The sequence below is a fragment of the Klebsiella terrigena genome, assembly GCF_006539725.1.
Taxonomy (GTDB): Bacteria; Pseudomonadota; Gammaproteobacteria; order Enterobacterales; family Enterobacteriaceae; genus Klebsiella; species Klebsiella terrigena.
Window position 1 is genome coordinate 16291 of sequence record NZ_BJNO01000002.1, and the last position, 18085, is coordinate 34375.

Sequence of the window (18085 nt, forward strand, 5' to 3'; positions counted from 1 at the left end):
TTAATTAAAATGGGGTATTTTTATTAAAATTAACATCTCCAAACTGTTGCGCGATCAATTTTCACTGTAAATTAACTTCACAACTACAAATTATTGGTCCCGTGAATAAAATATAAAAAAACGGAGCCGTAAACGACTCCGTGATGGGGCACTTCAGGCGGCGCTAAAGGCTATTTAGCCCAGTACGCCGCTTTAGCACGCTGCAGCTTCTCGTAGGCTTCCAGTAAGGACTGATGGGCCGGGAACGCGTGCAGATCGCTATCTACCGCCTGCAGGCCGTAGAACGGCGCTTCGCCGCTTAGCGCAGCGCTGGCGGCTTCCACCGCATCTGCGCCGTACATGCGCACAAAGGCGTTCAGGTACTGCAGCGGCTGACGCTCTTCTTCCTGGCTCAGCAGCAGCAGCGTTTGCAGGCAGCGGTAGTAGTTGGCGCGCTCTGCGCTGAAGATTGACGCATTGAACTCGATCGTCCACTCCGTCCAGATCAGCGCCTGCTCCAGATCGCCGCCGGCCAGCGCCAGCATCGCTTTCAGTTCGCCAATACGCAGCGTATACCAGCCGTTGTCTTTGCCCGTTGCCAGGCCCAGCAGTTCGCGAACGCGGGTGAAGTCGTCATTACCTTCATCGTCCAGCTGCTCAATCAGCGCCAGATAGTCCTCTTTTTCCCACTCGCTGCCCGGCAGAGAGAGGAGCGTTTCGCGCAGATGGCTGCCCATGCTGTTGTTCGCCAGCCACAGGTCTTCTGCCGGATAGATATCCGACATCCCCGGAACGATAATCCGGCAGGCGTAGACGCTGAGGTGCTCGTAATCGGCGATGTAGACCTCTTTATCTTCTTCTTTAAAGATGGCCATCAGGGTAGCGAACTCTTCTTCCGTGGTACCGGAGAAGCTCCAGTCGACGAACGGATAGTCGGCATCCTGTTTGAACATATCCCAGGAGATCAGGCCGCTGGAGTCGATAAAGTGGGTTTCAAGGTTGGCGTGTTCAGCCACTTCTTCGTCATCGAAGGTTGGCGGCGTGAAGACGTCGAGATCCTTCAGGCTACGGCCCTGCAGCAGCTCGGTGACGGTGCGCTCCAGCGCGACGCCGAAGTCAGGGTGCGCGCCGAAGGAGGCGAAACAGGTTCCGTTTTCCGGGTTAAACAGCACCACGCAGATCACCGGATACTTGCCGCCCAGCGAGCCGTCGTAAGCAAAAATTGGGAAACCTTCCGCTTCCAGCTTATTAATCGACTCCACCACGCCCGGATAGCGGGCCATTACTTCGGCAGGGATCTCCGGCAGGCTGATGCTTTCAGAAATGATGCGGTTCTTGATATGGCGCTCAAAGACTTCCGACAGGGCCTGAACGCGCGCTTCGTTCGCGGTGTTGCCCGCGGACATCCCGTTAGAAACGTACAGGTTGCCGATGATATTCATCGGAATATAAACGGTTTCGCCATCGGACTGACGGGTGAACGGCAGGCCGCAAACGCCGCGATCGTCATTACCCGACTGCAGGTCAACCAGCATGCCGGCGGTCAGCTGATCGTCAGGATCGTAGAAGGCGCGCAGGCGAGGATCGAGCAGCCCCTGCGGAACTTCATCATCTTCGGTCAGCGGGAACCATTTTTCGTTTGGATAGTGAACAAACGGCCCGTTAGCGATGGTTTCGCCTAACCAGAAGTCAGCGAAGAAATAGTTGGTCGACAGACGTTCGAAGTACTCGCCCAGCGCAGAGGCCAGCGCCGCTTTTTTGGTCGCGCCTTTGCCGTTGGTGAAGCACAGCGAGCAGGCTTTATCGCGAATATGAACTGACCACACGTGCGGTACCGGATTCAGCCACGAGGCCTCTTCAATATCAAATCCGAGGTCGAGCAATTTCTGCTGGAAGCGAGCGATGGAATCTTCCAGGGCGGCGTCTTTGCCGGGGATAAACGTTTGAGTCATAGCGGTCACTTTTTTCGTACGTAAAGCGCGCAATGATACGGGGTTTGTGTGTCAGGCGCTATCTTCGTGAAGGCCCCGGCGAAAATAAAAGCCTGGGCTATGCTTACAGGCAGTAACCTACTGTTAAGGCATTAAAAAATGAAAGCGTTCGATCTTCACCGCATGGCGTTTGATAAAGTTCCGCCGGAGTTTTTAGGGGAGGTCGCGCTGCGCAGCCTCTTTACCTTCCTGCTGGTTTTCCTGTTCCTTAAAATTACCGGACGGCGCGGCGTCCGCCAGATGTCGCTCTTTGAAGTGCTGATCATTTTGACGCTAGGCTCTGCGGCCGGGGACGTTGCCTTTTATGACGACGTGCCGCTGATCCCGGTGTTCGTCGTGTTTGTCACCCTGGCGCTGCTCTACCGCCTGGTAATGTGGCTGATGTCAAAAAGCGAGAAGCTGGAAAACCTGCTGGAAGGGAAGCCGGTGGTCATCGTCGAAGAAGGGGAGCTGGCGTGGGAGAAAGTCCACAGCGCCAATATGACCGAGTTCGAGTTTTTTATGGAGCTTCGCCTCTACAGCGTGGAGCAGCTCGGCCAGGTTCGGCTGGCGATAATGGAAACTAACGGACAAATCAGCATGTACTATTACGCTGATGAAGAGGTTAAGCCGGGGCTATGTATTCTGCCGGAGAGCTGCTATGAACGTTTTGTAACCATTCCTGAGACCGGCGAATACGCCTGCGTGCGCTGTAGCCAGGTGATCGTCATTCAGGCCGGTAAAAAACAATTATGTCGGCGCTGTCAAAATCCAGAATGGGCGAGGGTTAGCAGAGCTAAACGCATCACCTGACAGCCTTTTTGTCGGTTTTGTTACGGAGGGCTAGTGAATTGTTTTGTGTGAAGCCGATCATATTTTTCCGGTCATAAGTTTTAGGCATTGCGATGCGTGTCGCTGAATGATAAAACCGATGTACCCGTCATACTTCAGGCTGCATGTGCGCTGGCCGCACTCGTGCAAGCCGGCCGCTGACTTCAGCAGGCGCCAGCGGAAGAATCCACTGGTCGTCCGTCCGCAGCTCGAATTATCATGGTTCAGATACCGGAATAACTTATGCACGCGACGGTTCGCGGGCAAATAACATAGCAACGTGGTGAGGGGAAATGGCTCAGGTCTATAACTTTAGTTCGGGCCCGGCAATGCTGCCGGCGGAAGTGCTCAAACTGGCTCAGCAGGAGCTTTGCGACTGGCAGGGTCTGGGAACGTCGGTAATGGAGATCAGTCACCGTGGTAAAGAGTTTATCCAGGTGGCCGAGGCGGCGGAGCAGGATTTTCGCGATCTGCTCAACATCCCCTCCAACTACAAAGTTTTATTCTGCCATGGCGGCGGTCGCGGCCAGTTCGCCGGCGTCCCGCTGAACCTGCTCGGCGATAAAACCACCGCTGACTACGTTGACGCTGGCTACTGGGCAGCAAGCGCCATCAAAGAAGCGAAAAAATACTGTTCGCCAAATACCATTGACGCCAAAGTCACCGTTGATGGCCTGCGTGCCGTCCGGCCGATGAGCGAATGGCAGCTGACCCCGGGCGCGGCCTACCTGCACTATTGCCCGAATGAAACCATCGACGGCATCGCCATTGACGAAACGCCGAACTTTGGTGATGACGTCGTTGTTGCCGCCGATTTCTCCTCGACTATTTTGTCCGCGCCGATCGATGTTAGCCGCTTTGGCGTTATCTACGCCGGTGCGCAGAAAAACATTGGCCCGGCAGGGCTGACGCTGGTGATCGTTCGCGAAGACCTGCTGGGTAAAGCGAACGTCGCCTGTCCGTCAATACTCGATTACTCCGTGCTTGATGCCAATGATTCCATGTTCAACACGCCGCCGACCTTTGCCTGGTACCTCTCTGGCCTGGTATTCAAATGGCTGAAAGAGCACGGCGGCGTAGCGGCAATGGATAAAATCAACCAGCAAAAAGCCGATCTGCTCTACGGCACCATCGACGGCAGCAGCTTCTATCGTAACGACGTCGCGGCGGCCAACCGCTCGCGCATGAACGTTCCGTTCCAGCTGGCCGACAGCGCGCTGGACAAGCTGTTCCTCGAAGAGTCCTTCGCCGCTGGCCTGCATTCACTGAAAGGGCACCGCGTCGTGGGCGGCATGCGCGCATCTATCTATAACGCAATGCCGCTGGCGGGCGTGCAGGCGCTGACCGACTTTATGCAGGACTTTGAACGTCGTCACGGCTAATCAATGTTGTGCTTTTCATCCCCGCAGCCGGCCTGCGGGGTTTTTATTCCGTTTTTTTGAGAGTTGAGTTTGATGGAATCCCTGACGTTACACCCCATCGCGCGCGTGGATGGCACCGTGAACCTGCCTGGGTCTAAAAGTGTCTCTAACCGCGCTTTGCTGCTGGCGGCATTAGCCCGTGGCACCACGGTGCTGACCAACCTGCTGGACAGCGACGATGTTCGCCACATGCTGAATGCCCTGAGCGCCCTGGGAGTTCATTACACCCTGTCCTCCGATCGTACCCGCTGCGAAGTGACCGGCAACGGTGGTCCGCTGCAGGCGAATAGCGCGCTGGAGCTGTTCCTTGGCAATGCCGGGACCGCCATGCGCCCGCTGGCGGCAGCCCTGTGCCTGGGCAGCAACGATATTGTGCTGACCGGTGAACCGCGGATGAAAGAGCGTCCGATTGGTCATCTGGTTGATGCGCTACGTCAGGGGGGCGCCCAAATTGAGTATCTGGAGCAGGAAAACTATCCGCCTCTGCGCCTGCGCGGCGGCTTTGCCGGCGGCAGCGTTGAGGTTGACGGTAGCGTTTCCAGCCAGTTCCTTACCGCTCTGCTGATGGCTGCGCCGCTGGCGCCGCAGGATACCGTTATCACCATTAAAGGCGATCTGGTTTCCAAACCGTATATTGATATTACGCTGCACCTGATGAAGACCTTCGGCGTGGACGTTGAAAACCAGTCCTATCAGCGTTTTGTCGTTCGCGGCAACCAGCAGTACCGCTCTGCGGGCGACTACCTGGTTGAGGGCGATGCCTCTTCGGCATCCTACTTCCTCGCGGCGGGCGCCATTAAGGGCGGTACGGTGAAAGTCACCGGTATCGGCCGTAACAGCGTGCAGGGCGATATCCGCTTTGCCGACGTGCTGGAAAAAATGGGCGCTATCGTCAGCTGGGGCGATGACTATATTGCCTGTACCCGCGGCGAACTGAACGCCATCGATATGGATATGAACCATATTCCGGATGCGGCCATGACTATCGCCACCGCGGCGCTGTTTGCCAAAGGCACCACCACGCTGCGTAATATTTATAACTGGCGGGTAAAAGAGACCGATCGTCTGTTCGCGATGGCCACCGAACTGCGCAAAGTCGGCGCTGAAGTGGAAGAGGGCGAGGATTACATCCGCATTACGCCTCCGCTGGAGCTGCAGTTTGCTGAGATTGGCACCTATAACGATCACCGCATGGCGATGTGCTTCTCGCTGGTGGCGCTTTCCGACACGCCGGTGACGATCCTCGATCCGAAGTGTACGGCAAAAACCTTCCCTGACTACTTCGAGCAGCTGGCGCGGATTAGCACCCAGGCGTAAGCGCCTGCGGTTGCGCCAACGTAAAGCTTTGTCATCTGCGGGCTGATATTCCGTCAGCCCGCTATAATTGCGCAATTATTCTGCATTTCATTTCCGGTCGTCCGTATTTTGCATCCAATGCTCACTTTCCGTCGTATAGATGCGTATAATGCGCGGCGTTTATATTCTATGCGCCTTGCTGAAGGAGAAAAAGATGACGGCAGCTATTCCGGTAATCACCATTGATGGGCCTGGCGGTGCGGGTAAGGGAACGTTGTGCAAGGCGATGGCGGAAGCGTTAGGCTGGCATTTGCTGGATTCCGGCGCCATCTATCGCGTTCTGGCGCTGGCCGCGCTGCATCATCATGTGGACGTCGAATCTGAAGAAGCCCTGGTGCCGCTGGCCGCGCACCTGGACGTGCGCTTTATTTCCACCGATGGCAGCCTCGAAGTTATCCTTGAAGGTGAGGACGTCAGCGCGGCAATCCGCACGCAGGAAGTGGCCAATACCGCTTCGAAAGCGGCGGCTTTTCCCCGGGTGCGTGAAGCCCTGCTGCGCCGCCAGCGTGCGTTTCGCGAACTGCCGGGTCTGATTGCCGACGGACGAGATATGGGCACCGTGGTGTTCCCCGATGCGCCGGTGAAAATTTTCCTTGATGCGTCCGCGCAAGAACGTGCGCATCGGCGCATGCTGCAGTTGCAGGAAAAGGGCTTTAGTGTTAACTTTGACCGCCTTTTATCCGAGATAAAAGAGCGTGACGACCGCGATCGTAATCGCAGCGTGGCGCCACTTGTCCCGGCCGCCGATGCTTTAGTTCTCGATTCAACTGAACTAAACATTGAGCAAGTAATTGAAAAAGCGCTACAATATGCGCGCGAGAAATTGGCAGTCGCTTAGCCGTAATCGGCAAAGCGCAGCGGCCTCCGAATTATAGCAGTACCCCCGCAGCAACGGAGTGTTAGCGGGTATGTTAAACAACCCCATCCGGCACGGAGCCAGGTGGACGTTAAATATGAAACCTGAAGATTAAACATGACTGAATCTTTTGCTCAACTATTTGAAGAATCCTTAAAAACAATCGAAACCCGTCCGGGTTCCATCGTTCGTGGTGTTGTTGTTGCTATCGACAAAGATATCGTACTGGTTGACGCCGGTCTGAAATCTGAGTCTGCCATTCCGGCAGAGCAGTTCAAAAACGCCCAGGGCGAGCTGGAAATCCAGGTCGGTGACGAAGTTGACGTTGCTCTGGATGCAGTAGAAGACGGCTTCGGTGAAACCCTGCTGTCCCGTGAAAAAGCTAAACGTCACGAAGCTTGGATCACGCTGGAAAAAGCTTACGAAGAAGCTGAAACTGTAGTCGGTGTTATCAACGGCAAAGTTAAAGGTGGCTTCACTGTTGAGCTGAATGGTATTCGCGCGTTCCTGCCGGGTTCCCTGGTTGACGTTCGTCCGGTTCGCGACACGCTGCACCTGGAAGGCAAAGAGCTTGAGTTCAAAGTAATCAAGCTGGACCAGAAGCGTAACAACGTTGTTGTTTCCCGTCGTGCGGTTATCGAATCCGAGAACAGCGCAGAACGCGATCAGCTGCTGGAAAACCTGCAGGAAGGCATGGAAGTCAAAGGTATCGTTAAGAACCTCACTGACTACGGCGCATTCGTTGATCTGGGCGGCGTCGATGGCCTGCTGCACATCACCGACATGGCGTGGAAACGCGTTAAGCACCCGAGCGAAATCGTAAACGTTGGCGACGAAATCACTGTTAAAGTGCTGAAGTTCGACCGCGAGCGTACCCGTGTATCTCTGGGCCTGAAACAGCTGGGCGAAGATCCGTGGGTAGCTATCGCTAAGCGTTATCCGGAAGGTACCAAACTGACCGGTCGCGTGACCAACCTGACCGACTACGGCTGCTTCGTTGAAATCGAAGAAGGCGTTGAAGGCCTGGTTCACGTTTCCGAAATGGATTGGACCAACAAAAACATCCACCCGTCCAAAGTTGTTAACGTTGGCGACGTAGTGGAAGTTATGGTTCTGGATATCGACGAAGAACGTCGTCGTATCTCCCTGGGCCTGAAGCAGTGCAAAAACAACCCATGGCAGCAGTTCGCGGAAACCCACAACAAGGGCGACCGTGTTGAAGGTAAAATCAAGTCTATCACTGACTTCGGTATCTTCATCGGCCTGGACGGCGGCATCGATGGCCTGGTTCACCTGTCTGACATCTCCTGGAACGTTGCAGGCGAAGAAGCAGTACGTGAATACAAAAAAGGCGACGAAATCGCAGCAGTTGTTCTGCAGGTTGACGCAGAACGTGAGCGTATCTCTCTGGGCGTTAAGCAGCTCGCAGAAGATCCGTTCAACAACTGGGTTGCACTGAACAAGAAAGGCGCAATCGTAAACGGTAAAGTCACTGCAGTTGACGCTAAAGGCGCAACCGTAGAACTGGCTGACGGCGTTGAAGGTTACCTGCGTGCTTCTGAAGCATCCCGTGACCGCGTTGAAGATGCGACTCTGGTTCTGAGCGTTGGCGATGACGTTGAAGCTAAATTCACCGGCGTTGATCGTAAAAACCGCGCAATCAGCCTGTCTGTTCGTGCGAAAGACGAAGCTGACGAGAAAGATGCAATCGCAACTGTTAACAAACAGGAAGATGCAAACTTCTCTAACAACGCAATGGCTGAAGCTTTCAAAGCAGCTAAAGGCGAGTAATCTTAGTCTTTCGGGTTACAACAACCTGAATTACGACGAGTTTACTTGACAGATTGCAGGATTCGTCCTGTAATCAAGCACAAAGGGCGGCTACGGCCGCCCTTGTTTAAAGCTGTTAGCTAATCTGGCCTTGAAGGAAACCGGAGGAAAAATGACCAAGTCAGAATTGATAGAAAGACTTGCCAGCCAGCAATCCCACATTCCTGCGAAAGCAGTTGAGGATGCTGTTAAAGAAATGCTGGAACATATGGCCTCAACGCTTGCTCAAGGTGAGCGCATTGAAATCCGCGGTTTCGGCAGCTTCTCTTTGCATTACCGAGCACCTCGCACCGGGCGTAACCCGAAAACTGGCGATAAAGTCGAACTGGAAGGCAAGTACGTTCCGCACTTTAAGCCTGGGAAAGAACTACGCGACCGCGCCAATATTTACGAAGAGTAAGTTCCGCTGAACGGCGTTAACGTACTCCGAAGATAAAAAAAGCACCTGAGGGTGCTTTTTTTATGCCCGCAATTCGACCTTCCTCGCAAACCTCTGCCTGCTCTGGCGCAACGCGCCGATATTCCCGGAAGCCGGCACCCGCGCCGCGACCTTGCTGGATGACTATCGACTGACCCGACGCGATACTTCCCTGAAACAGGAAGGTTGGCATGCGTTTACCCCAGCTTGCGGGTTGTGCGATCGTCGGAGTCTTGCCGCTGCTGCTGCTCGCGCGGCTGCCCGAGCTGGCTACCCTGTGGTGGCTGACGGGCCTGGCGCTTGTGCCATTGCTACTGCGCTGGCGGCCCCTGCGCTTTGCGGCGCTGACGCTGCTTTTTTTCCTCTGGGGCGTGCTGAGCGCTCACCAGGTCATCTGGCCGACGCAGGCTTTACCCGGTAGCCCTCGGCGGGTAGAGGTTGAGCTGACGGCGACGGACGGGCAGACCACCCATCAGGGAAGCCTCATCCGGGTTGATGGACGGCGGCTGTTCCCGGCGCCGGGGATCGCGCTCTACGGCCAGGCGCTTCCCGAACCGCCGTGCGCGGGACAGCGCTGGATGATGACCGTCCACATTCGCCCGGTACACGGTCAGCTTAACGACGGTGGTTTTGACAGCCAGCGTTTTGCCCTGGCGCAGTCTCGCCCCGTGACCGGACGCTTCACGTCCGCAGAGGCCCTTGACCTGCGCTGCAGCCGACGCGCGGCCTATCTGCGCTCGTTAACCCGCACCCTCGATGCGCTGCCGTGGCGGTCGGTGATATTAGGATTAGGGATGGGGGAGCGGCTGGTGGTGCCGAAGGAGATCAAGCTCTTGATGCAGCAAACGGGGACCTCCCATCTGATGGCCATCTCCGGTTTACATATTGCGTTGGGCGCCATACTGGGTGGGCTACTGACTCGCGGCGCGCAGTTCTTTTTCCCCTGCCGCTGGATTGTCTGGCAGCTGCCGCTGCTGATTGGCCTGGCCTGCGCGCTGTTCTATGCCTGGCTTACCGGCATGCAGCCACCCGCGCTGCGAACCTGCGTCGCACTTGCCGTCGGCTGCGGGCTGCGGCTATCCGGCAGGCGCTGGACGTCATGGCAGATAGGGATATGCTGCGTGGGCGCTATTCTGTTTGCCGATCCGCTGGCCGTGCTATCCGACAGCCTGTGGCTCTCGGTGTTTGCCGTGGCGACGCTCATTTTTTGGTATCAGCTGGTGCCGCTGCCCCCGACATCGCGGGGCTGGCTGCTGCGCCAGCTGCTGGGGTTATGCCACCTGCAGTTCGGGCTGATGCTGCTGCTGTTGCCGATGCAGATTGTTATCTTTCACGGTATCAGCCTGACCTCGTGGCTGGCGAACCTGGTTGCCGTGCCACTGGTCACTTTTGCCATCGTGCCCCTTATTCTGGCGGCGATGCTGCTGCACCTCTGCGGGCCTGGGCTGGTTGAGATGGCGCTATGGCTATCGGCAGATCGCCTGCTGGCGGTGCTGTTCTGGTTCCTGCGCGGGCTGCCGCAGGGCTGGCTGCCGCTGGATTCTCGCTGGACGGGCGTCAGCGCGCTGCCCTGGCTGTTGCTGCTGGTCTGGCGTTTTCACGCCTGGCGCTCGCTTCCGGCGCTGTGCCTGAGCAGCATCGTGCTGCTGAGCTGGCCCTTCTGGCGTCCGACGGTGAAGGAGGAGTGGCGGGTGACGATGCTGGACGTCGGGCAGGGGCTGGCGATGGTCATCGAACGGCAGGGAGCTGAAATCCTCTATGACACCGGCCTGGCCTGGCCCGAGGGCGACAGCGGTCAGCTGATTATCATCCCCTGGCTACGCTGGCACCATCTGCGGGTGGAAGGGATTATTTTGAGCCACGAGCATCTTGACCACCGCGGCGGCCTGAATTCGATACGCCAGGTCTGGCCAGCGGCGTGGATACGCAGTCCTCTGGGGTGGGTGGGGCATCGCGCGTGCAGCAGGGGAGAGCGCTGGCGGTGGCGCGGCTTAACCTTTCGCGCGCTTTGGCCGCTGCCGGGAGCGACTGCTACCGGCAATAATCGCTCCTGCGTGGTGCGCGTTGATGACGGCCAGCGCAGTATTTTGCTCACCGGTGATATCGAAGCGGTAGCAGAGCGGGCAATGCTGAGCCGCTACTGGCAGCATCTGGCGTCTACACTTATCCAGGTTCCACATCATGGCAGCAATACCTCTTCGACCATTGCGCTGCTGCAGCGCACCGGCGGCGAGGCGGCGCTGGCCTCGGTATCCCGCTATAATGCGTGGCGGATGCCCTCGGATAAGGTTGTCCAGCGCTATCGACAGCAGGGATACCGCTGGTTCGATACGGCCCATCAGGGGCAAATGACGGTTGTTTTTTCCTCAGATGGTTGGCAAATCCTTAGCTTACGAGATCAACTTTTACCTCGTTGGTATCATCAGTGGTTTGGCGAGACCGAGGATAACGGGTAGAATATGCGGCTATTTCAACATAAGCTGGTTTACTGAATGCAGAATGATAAAGATCTCTCCACGTGGCAGACCTTCCGCCGCCTCTGGCCGCTTATTGCGCCATTTAAAACCGGACTGATCGTCGCGGCAATTGCGTTAGTCTTTAACGCGGCTAGTGATACCTTCATGCTATCGCTTCTTAAACCGTTATTGGATGATGGTTTTGGTAAAACGGATCGCTCAGTGCTGCTATGGATGCCGCTGGTGGTGATTGGGCTGATGCTGCTGCGTGGCGTCACCAGCTATATTTCGAGCTACTGTATCTCGTGGGTTTCCGGCAAGGTCGTGATGACCATGCGACGCCGTTTATTCAGCCACATGATGGGGATGCCGGTCTCTTTCTTCGACAAACAGTCTACCGGTACGCTGCTGTCGCGCATCACCTATGATTCCGAGCAGGTTGCGTCCTCCTCTTCCAGCGCGCTGATCACCGTCGTGCGCGAAGGTGCGTCGATCATCGGTCTGTTTATCATGATGTTCTACTACAGCTGGCAGCTGTCGCTGATTCTGATCGTACTGGCGCCAATCGTCTCTATCGCGATCCGCGTGGTCTCGAAGCGTTTTCGTAATATCAGCAAGAATATGCAGAACACCATGGGTCAGGTGACCACCAGCGCGGAACAGATGCTCAAAGGGCATAAAGAAGTGCTGATGTTTGGCGGCCAGGCCGTAGAAACCAAGCGTTTCGATAAGGTCAGCAACAAAATGCGCCTGCAGGGGATGAAAATGGTCTCCGCATCGTCCATCTCTGACCCTATCATTCAGCTGATCGCCTCTCTGGCGCTGGCGTTTGTGCTCTACGCCGCCAGCTTCCCAAGCGTTATGGAAACGCTGACTGCCGGTACGATTACCGTGGTCTTCTCCTCGATGATCGCCCTGATGCGTCCGCTGAAGTCACTCACCAACGTCAACGCGCAGTTCCAGCGCGGGATGGCCGCCTGCCAGACGCTGTTTGCTATTCTTGATTCCGAGCAGGAAAAAGACGAAGGCAAGCTGGTTATCGAGCGCGCGAAGGGGAGCCTTGAGTTCAATAACGTCACCTTTACCTATCCTGGCCGTGAAACGCCGGCGCTGCGTAACATCAGCCTGAATATTCCGGAAGGTAAAACCGTGGCCCTGGTGGGGCGTTCGGGATCGGGTAAATCGACAATCGCGAGCCTGATCACGCGCTTTTATGATATCGATGAAGGCCAGATCCTGCTCGACGGTCACGATCTGCGCGAATACACCCTGGCCTCCCTGCGCGATCAGGTCGCCCTGGTTTCGCAAAACGTGCACCTGTTCAACGATACCGTAGCCAACAACATTGCCTACGCGCGCAACGAAGAGTACAGCCGCGAGCAGATCGAAGAGGCGGCGCGGATGGCCTATGCCATGGACTTTATCAGTAAAATGGATAACGGCCTCGATACCGTCATCGGCGAGAACGGCGTGCTGCTTTCCGGCGGCCAGCGCCAGCGTATCGCCATCGCGCGCGCGCTGCTGCGCAACAGCCCAATCCTGATCCTTGATGAGGCAACGTCGGCGCTGGATACCGAATCTGAACGCGCCATTCAGGCGGCGCTGGACGAGCTGCAGAAAAACCGCACCTCGCTGGTTATCGCCCACCGCCTGTCAACCATCGAGAAGGCAGATGAAATCGTGGTGGTCGAAGATGGACGCATCGTTGAACGCGGCAGCCACGCTGACCTGCTGGAACATCGCGGCGTTTACGCTCAGCTGCATAAAATGCAATTTGGCCAATGATCGCGCGCATCTGGTCCGGTGAGTCGCCTTTATGGCGACTGCTGCTTCCGCTCTCCTGGCTTTACGGCCTGGTGAGCGGCCTGATTCGTCTCAGCTACCGGCTGGGGCTGAAGAAGGCCTGGCGCGCGCCGGTTCCGGTTGTTGTTGTCGGAAACCTCACCGCCGGCGGTAACGGCAAGACGCCGGTTGTCATCTGGCTGGTGGAGCAGCTGCAGCAGCGCGGGATCCGCGTTGGGGTCGTTTCTCGCGGCTACGGCGGCAAGGCGGCGAGCTATCCGCTGGTGCTCAACAGCACCACCGGCACATCGGAAGCCGGCGACGAGCCGGTGCTGATTTATCAACGCACCGGCGCGCCGGTGGCGGTCTCCCCCCAGCGCAGCGAGGCGGTGCGGGCACTGCTTGCCGTACAGGATCTGCAGCTTATCGTCACCGACGATGGCCTGCAGCACTACGGGCTGGCGCGTGATAAAGAAATCGTGGTTATTGACGGCGTACGCCGCTTTGGCAACGGCTGGTGGCTACCGGCCGGGCCGATGCGCGAACGCGCCTCGCGCCTGCGCAGCGTCGACGCCATTATCGCTAACGGCGGCGTCGCGCGGCCGGGAGAGATAGCCATGCAGCTGCGCCCCGGGCAGGCGGTGAATGTGCTTAACGGCGAACGACGCGACGTGGCGAGCTTTGATAACGTCGTCGCGATGGCCGGGATTGGCCATCCGCCGCGCTTTTTTGCCACCCTCGAAAGCTGCGGCGTGCGGCCGGTAAAAACCGTGGCGCTGGCCGATCATCAGGCTCTCACCCGAGCCGACGTTGCCGCTCTGGTAACCGAGCGGCAAACGCTGCTGATGACCGAAAAAGACGCGGTGAAATGCCGGGCCTTCGCCGAAGCTAACTGGTGGTATCTGCCCGTCGACGCCATAATGACGGACGAACGCGCGCAGCGGCTGCTTACGGATCTGGCGACGCTGGCGCAACGTTAGTTTTCGCCACGCCTGCTTTCGGTGCCGCTGTATCGTGATCCTCAACGGAGAACCTGCATGTCGGTACTAATGCTTTCACTTAAAGAAGCCCGCCATCTTCACCTCGCGGCGCAGGGCCTGCTGAAAAGGCCTCGCCGTCGCGCCCGCTCGGCCGATATTCTGCACGCTATCCGCCAGATGTCGCTGCTGCAAATTGATACCATCAACGTTGTCGCCCGTAGCCCCTATCTGGTGCTTTTCAGCCGCCTTGGCAGCTATCCGCAAAGCTGGCTGGACGAGGCGCTGCGCGCGGGCGAACTCATGGAGTACTGGGCTCATGAGGCCTGCTTTTTACCGCGCAGCGATTTTTCGCTGGTGCGCCACCGCATGCTGACGCCGGATAACATGGGCTGGAAGTACCATAAGGGGTGGATGACGGAGCATGCGGATGATATTCAGCTGCTGCTGGAGCACATCGCGCAAAATGGCCCGGTACGTTCGGCCGACTTTAGCCATCCGCGTAAAGGTGCCAGCGGCTGGTGGGAGTGGAAGCCGCACAAGCGTCATCTGGAGGGGCTGTTTACCGCCGGCGAAGTGATGGTCGTGGAACGGCGCAACTTTCAGCGGGTTTACGACCTGACGCAGCGGGTGATGCCGCACTGGGATGATGAGCGCGATGCGCTGTCGCAGGCGCAGGCTGAAGAGATTATGTTGCGCAATAGCGCCCGCAGCCTGGGTATTTTCCGCCCGCAGTGGTTGGCGGACTATTATCGCCTGCGGCAACCGGCGCTCGCGAGCCTGCTGGCAAACTGGCAGGAAGAGGGGCTGGTGACGGCGGTGAACGTCGAAGGGCTTGGCGATATGTGGCTGCACCGGGAGGCCTTGCAGCAGCTGGAGGCGGCGCCGGGCGGCAGGCTTTCGGCGAGTCATAGCGCGGTGCTGTCGCCGTTTGACCCGGTTGTCTGGGACCGTAAGCGCGCCGAGCAGCTGTTTAATTTTAGCTACCGTCTTGAGTGCTACACGCCGGCGCCAAAGCGCCAGTATGGCTACTTTGTGCTGCCGCTGCTGCATCAGGGCAGGCTGGTGGGCCGCATGGACAGCAAAATGCATCGCAAAACCGGGGTTCTGGAAATTTTCTCGCTCTGGCTGGAAGAGGGCGTCAAGGTGACCTCTGGCCTGGAGAGCGGGCTGCAGCGGGCCATCGACGATTTCGCCCGCTGGCAGTTGGCCGAACGCGTGAGCTTCGGCCAACTGCCGCCGGAACTCTTTGCCGACCGCCGGCAGGGCTGGCAGCTCGAAGCGAGTTGAGCGCCGTCATCCGTCCGGTCGCATCGCCAAACGCCGCGCGGCAGCGGTACGTCGGCGGGCTTTCGCCCCCTTCGCCGCTAGCGCAAACGGATCCCGGAGTCAGGTATCCTGTGCTATGCTGCTGCGGAATCTATTCGGTCCATCAGGAGGAAACATGGATCACCGTTTACTTGAAATTATCGCCTGTCCTGTTTGCAACGGTAAACTCTATTACAGCCAGGATAAGCAAGAGCTCATCTGCAAAATTGACAGCCTGGCCTTTCCTCTGCGCGACGGTATTCCCGTATTGCTGGAAACCGAAGCCCGCTCGCTAGCCGTTGGAGAGAGCCACTCATGAGTTTTGTGGTCATCATTCCTGCGCGCTTTGCCTCCACGCGTTTGCCCGGCAAGCCATTGCAGGATATCAACGGCAAACCGATGATTGTCCACGTACTGGAGCGCGCGCGCGAGTCCGGGGCCGAGCGTATTATCGTCGCTACCGACCATGAAGAGGTGGCGCGCGCGGTGGAAGCCGCCGGCGGCGAAGTGTGTATGACGCGCGCCGACCACCAGTCCGGTACTGAACGCCTGGCGGAAGTTGTTGAGAAGTGCGCCTTCAGCGATGAGACGATTATCGTCAATATTCAGGGCGACGAGCCGATGATCCCGCCGGCGATTGTACGCCAGGTGGCCGAGAACCTGGCCTCCAGCACCAGCGGGATGGCGACGCTGGCGGTGCCGATCCACGATGCCGAAGAGGCGTTTAACCCAAATGCGGTGAAGGTGGTGATGGATGCCGAAGGCTACGCCCTCTACTTCTCCCGCGCCACCATTCCCTGGGATCGCGATCGCTTCGCGCAGTCTCGCGACGCCATCGGCGATTCGCTGCTGCGCCATATCGGCATCTACGGCTATCGCGCAGGCTTTATCCGCCGCTATGTCAGCTGGGCGCCGAGCCCGCTGGAGCAGATCGAAATGCTCGAGCAGCTGCGCGTGCTGTGGTACGGTGAAAAAATCCATGTCGCGGTAGCGGAAGTTGTCCCGGGCACCGGCGTCGATACGCCGGAAGATCTGGAGCGCGTTCGCGCCGAGCTGCGTTAATTCCCCGATCCCCTCCGCCAGGAGGGGATATCCTCAGGCTATTTTTCCATACTTTTCGCCGCAATTTTTGATCTCACCCGATGACAACCTCGCGACCGACGCTCATGATGAAACCAGTAGTGTTCATGAGGGTAATTCAATGGAACAGTTGCGAACCGAGCTGAGTCACCTGCTGGGCGAAAAGCTCAGCCGGGTAGAGTGCGTGAGCGAGAAGCCCTTAACGGCGCTGTGGGCGCTCTATGATGCACAGGGAAATCCGCTGCCGCTGCTGGCGAGAAGCTTCACCACGCCCGGCGTTGCGCGCCAGCTGGCGTGGAAGATATCAACCCTGGCCCGCAGCGGCTCCGTGCGTATGCCGGTGGTCTACGGCGTGATGACGCATGAGGAGCACCCCGGGCCGGACGTCCTGCTGATTGAGCGGCTGCGCGGCGTCTCCGTCGAAGCTCCGGCCCGCACCCCCCAGCGCTGGGAGCAGCTGCAGGAGCAGATCGTCGAAGCGCTGCTGTCGTGGCACCGTCAGGATAGCGGCGGCTGCGTCGGGGTGGTGGATTGTACGCAGGAAAATCTGTGGCCAAACTGGTACCGCCAGCGGGTGGAGGTCCTGTGGGGAACGCTTAACCTTTATCAGGATACCGGCCTGACGATGCAGGACAAGCGGATCCTCTTCCGGGCGCGCGAGTGCCTTGGCGAATTATTTAAAGACTTCAACGACAACTGCGTGCTGGTGCACGGCAGCTTCACGCTGCGCAGCATGCTGAAGGACGCGCGTAGCGACCAGCTGCTGGCCATGGTGGGGCCGGGGATGATGCTGTGGGCTCCGCGTGAATATGAGCTGTTTCGCCTCTGCGACGGCGGCCAGGCGGAACAGCTGCTGTGGCACTATCTGCACCGCGCGCCGGTCGCGGAATCCTTCCTCTGGCGGCGCTGGCTCTATCTGCTGTGGGACGAGGTCGACAGCCTGGTCAACACCGGGCGCTTCGATCGCGCCCGCTTTGATTTGGCCGCCAAATCACTCCTGCCCTGGCTCGCCTGACGCGCCTTTAAGCCACTGCCAGATGCGCCCCAGCGTTTCATAGCCGACGCGATCGCTGTGCATCAGCCAGAAGGGCGACGGGATTGCGCGCTCCCAGGGATTTAGCGGCGATTCGATAGCCAGCTGGTTGGCCGGCGCCGGCAGCGGGTTTAGCCCGGCATTGCGGAAGAAGATCATCGCTCGCGGCAGGTGCGACGCGGAGGTGACCAGCAGGAAGGGCGCATCGCCAATCGCCTGTTTTACCGCCTGAGCCTCTTCTTCCGTGTCCTTTGGCCGATCGAGGACGATAATGTCGCTGGCCGGCACGCCGAGGCTTTCCGCCACGCGGGCACCCGCCAGCGCGGTGCTGACCGGGTTAGTTTTGGCGGCCGCGCCGGTGAAAATAAGCTTCGACCCCGGATTCTCATGCCACAGGCGGATCCCTTCGGTCAGCCGCGGCAGGCTGTTGTTAATCAGGTTCGAGCTGGGCGCCCACGTCGGATTCCACGTATACCCGCCGCCGAGCACCACCACATACTGAACCTTTTCGCCGCCGCGCCATGTCGGATAGGTATCTTCAATCGGCTTGAGCAAGCTGTCGGCCACCGGCTGCAGGCTGAGCAGGGCAAGCACCAGCCAGCCGATGCTGACGCAGGCCTTGCCGGTTTTTTGAAAACGGCTAAACCACAGTAGCGCAATGCCGAAAGCTATCAGCATCAGCAGCAGGGGAAGGGGCAGCATCATGCCGCCCAAATACTTTTTCAGCGTAAAAAGCATGCCAGATGGGTCCTTTTTAACCACATAACCAAACTTATGCCCCGATCTTA

At 58.0% G+C, this 18085-nt stretch carries 16 protein-coding genes; 13 read left to right on the forward strand and 3 right to left on the reverse strand.

Annotation, left to right across the window (positions count from 1 at the left end; translation table 11 throughout):
• Positions 1-170: 170 nt before the first annotated feature.
• Positions 171-1931, reverse strand: a complete 1761-nt coding sequence (ycaO, locus tag RTE01_RS02885; protein ID WP_134525481.1) for a 30S ribosomal protein S12 methylthiotransferase accessory factor YcaO — start codon at positions 1929-1931, stop codon at positions 171-173.
• 138 nt (positions 1932-2069) lie between these two features.
• Here ycaO and RTE01_RS02890 point away from each other — a divergent pair, with 138 nt between their 5' ends.
• The 6 genes from RTE01_RS02890 (at position 2070) to ihfB (ending at position 8643) form a co-directional block, all read left to right on the forward strand.
• The gene (locus RTE01_RS02890; RefSeq protein WP_041144792.1) at positions 2070-2762 is read left to right on the forward strand and encodes a DUF421 domain-containing protein; all 693 of its coding nucleotides are present in this window, start codon (positions 2070-2072) and stop codon (positions 2760-2762) included.
• A 311-nt stretch (positions 2763-3073) separates the two neighbouring features.
• Positions 3074-4162, forward strand: coding sequence for a 3-phosphoserine/phosphohydroxythreonine transaminase (gene serC, locus RTE01_RS02895; RefSeq protein WP_041144793.1), 1089 nt, complete (start codon positions 3074-3076; stop codon positions 4160-4162).
• A gap of 72 nt (positions 4163-4234) precedes the next feature.
• Positions 4235-5518 carry a 3-phosphoshikimate 1-carboxyvinyltransferase gene (gene aroA, locus RTE01_RS02900; protein WP_115193237.1) on the forward strand — a complete coding sequence of 428 codons (1284 nt, stop codon included), beginning with the start codon at positions 4235-4237 and terminating at the stop codon, positions 5516-5518.
• A 193-nt stretch (positions 5519-5711) separates the two neighbouring features.
• Positions 5712-6395 (forward strand): (d)CMP kinase, encoded by a 684-nt coding sequence (gene cmk / locus RTE01_RS02905; RefSeq protein ID WP_041144795.1) that lies wholly within the window; start codon positions 5712-5714, stop codon positions 6393-6395.
• Between the two features lie 135 nt (positions 6396-6530).
• Positions 6531-8204 (forward strand): 30S ribosomal protein S1, encoded by a 1674-nt coding sequence (gene rpsA / locus RTE01_RS02910; protein WP_004860074.1) that lies wholly within the window; start codon positions 6531-6533, stop codon positions 8202-8204.
• Between the two features lie 151 nt (positions 8205-8355).
• The gene (ihfB, locus tag RTE01_RS02915) at positions 8356-8643 is read left to right on the forward strand and encodes an integration host factor subunit beta (RefSeq protein WP_004100704.1); all 288 of its coding nucleotides are present in this window, start codon (positions 8356-8358) and stop codon (positions 8641-8643) included.
• A gap of 16 nt (positions 8644-8659) precedes the next feature.
• On the opposite strand, the gene RTE01_RS02920 is transcribed toward ihfB, so the two are convergent.
• Positions 8660-8854, reverse strand: coding sequence for a hypothetical protein (locus tag RTE01_RS02920; RefSeq protein WP_134525482.1), 195 nt, complete (start codon positions 8852-8854; stop codon positions 8660-8662).
• On the opposite strand from RTE01_RS02920, the gene RTE01_RS02925 reads away from it, so the two are divergent.
• From RTE01_RS02925 to RTE01_RS02955, 7 genes are all read left to right on the forward strand, one after another.
• The gene (locus RTE01_RS02925) at positions 8853-11117 is read left to right on the forward strand and encodes a ComEC family protein (RefSeq protein WP_141334672.1); all 2265 of its coding nucleotides are present in this window, start codon (positions 8853-8855) and stop codon (positions 11115-11117) included. The genes RTE01_RS02920 and RTE01_RS02925 overlap by 2 nt on opposite strands.
• A 36-nt stretch (positions 11118-11153) precedes the next feature.
• Positions 11154-12902, forward strand: a complete 1749-nt coding sequence (gene msbA / locus RTE01_RS02930; protein ID WP_041144797.1) for a lipid A ABC transporter ATP-binding protein/permease MsbA — start codon at positions 11154-11156, stop codon at positions 12900-12902.
• Complete coding sequence (gene lpxK / locus RTE01_RS02935; RefSeq protein ID WP_076945065.1) at positions 12899-13879, forward strand: tetraacyldisaccharide 4'-kinase; 981 nt, start codon at positions 12899-12901, stop codon at positions 13877-13879. Before msbA ends, lpxK begins: the two co-directional genes overlap by 4 nt.
• A 57-nt stretch (positions 13880-13936) precedes the next feature.
• A complete protein-coding gene (locus RTE01_RS02940; protein WP_134525483.1) occupies positions 13937-15166 on the forward strand; it encodes a winged helix-turn-helix domain-containing protein in 1230 nt (409 codons plus the stop codon).
• Positions 15167-15320: 154 nt separating this feature from the next.
• A complete protein-coding gene (gene ycaR / locus RTE01_RS02945; protein WP_041144800.1) occupies positions 15321-15503 on the forward strand; it encodes a protein YcaR in 183 nt (60 codons plus the stop codon).
• On the forward strand, positions 15500-16246 hold the full coding sequence (gene kdsB / locus RTE01_RS02950) for a 3-deoxy-manno-octulosonate cytidylyltransferase (RefSeq protein ID WP_041144801.1): 747 nt from the start codon (positions 15500-15502) through the stop codon (positions 16244-16246). The genes ycaR and kdsB overlap by 4 nt, the downstream gene beginning before the upstream one ends.
• Before the next feature lie 139 nt (positions 16247-16385).
• Positions 16386-17279, forward strand: a complete 894-nt coding sequence (locus tag RTE01_RS02955; protein ID WP_041144802.1) for a YcbJ family phosphotransferase — start codon at positions 16386-16388, stop codon at positions 17277-17279.
• On the opposite strand, the gene elyC is transcribed toward RTE01_RS02955, so the two are convergent.
• Positions 17256-18035, reverse strand: coding sequence for an envelope biogenesis factor ElyC (elyC, locus tag RTE01_RS02960; protein ID WP_141334674.1), 780 nt, complete (start codon positions 18033-18035; stop codon positions 17256-17258). The genes RTE01_RS02955 and elyC overlap by 24 nt on opposite strands.
• Between the last annotated feature and the right edge of the window lie 50 nt (positions 18036-18085).

Coding starts and splice junctions, on each gene's coding strand:
- rpsA (WP_004860074.1), top strand. CDS start 6,531: ATGACTGAATCTTTTGCTCAACTATTTGAAGAATCCTTAAAAACAATC.
- ihfB (WP_004100704.1), top strand. CDS start 8,356: ATGACCAAGTCAGAATTGATAGAAAGACTTGCCAGCCAGCAATCCCAC.
- lpxK (WP_076945065.1), top strand. CDS start 12,899: ATGATCGCGCGCATCTGGTCCGGTGAGTCGCCTTTATGGCGACTGCTG.
- aroA (WP_115193237.1), top strand. CDS start 4,235: ATGGAATCCCTGACGTTACACCCCATCGCGCGCGTGGATGGCACCGTG.
- RTE01_RS02920 (WP_134525482.1), bottom strand. CDS start 8,854: ATGCCAACCTTCCTGTTTCAGGGAAGTATCGCGTCGGGTCAGTCGATA.
- elyC (WP_141334674.1), bottom strand. CDS start 18,035: ATGCTTTTTACGCTGAAAAAGTATTTGGGCGGCATGATGCTGCCCCTT.
- cmk (WP_041144795.1), top strand. CDS start 5,712: ATGACGGCAGCTATTCCGGTAATCACCATTGATGGGCCTGGCGGTGCG.
- RTE01_RS02890 (WP_041144792.1), top strand. CDS start 2,070: ATGAAAGCGTTCGATCTTCACCGCATGGCGTTTGATAAAGTTCCGCCG.
- RTE01_RS02925 (WP_141334672.1), top strand. CDS start 8,853: ATGCGTTTACCCCAGCTTGCGGGTTGTGCGATCGTCGGAGTCTTGCCG.
- serC (WP_041144793.1), top strand. CDS start 3,074: ATGGCTCAGGTCTATAACTTTAGTTCGGGCCCGGCAATGCTGCCGGCG.
- kdsB (WP_041144801.1), top strand. CDS start 15,500: ATGAGTTTTGTGGTCATCATTCCTGCGCGCTTTGCCTCCACGCGTTTG.
- msbA (WP_041144797.1), top strand. CDS start 11,154: ATGCAGAATGATAAAGATCTCTCCACGTGGCAGACCTTCCGCCGCCTC.
- RTE01_RS02955 (WP_041144802.1), top strand. CDS start 16,386: ATGGAACAGTTGCGAACCGAGCTGAGTCACCTGCTGGGCGAAAAGCTC.
- RTE01_RS02940 (WP_134525483.1), top strand. CDS start 13,937: ATGTCGGTACTAATGCTTTCACTTAAAGAAGCCCGCCATCTTCACCTC.
- ycaO (WP_134525481.1), bottom strand. CDS start 1,931: ATGACTCAAACGTTTATCCCCGGCAAAGACGCCGCCCTGGAAGATTCC.
- ycaR (WP_041144800.1), top strand. CDS start 15,321: ATGGATCACCGTTTACTTGAAATTATCGCCTGTCCTGTTTGCAACGGT.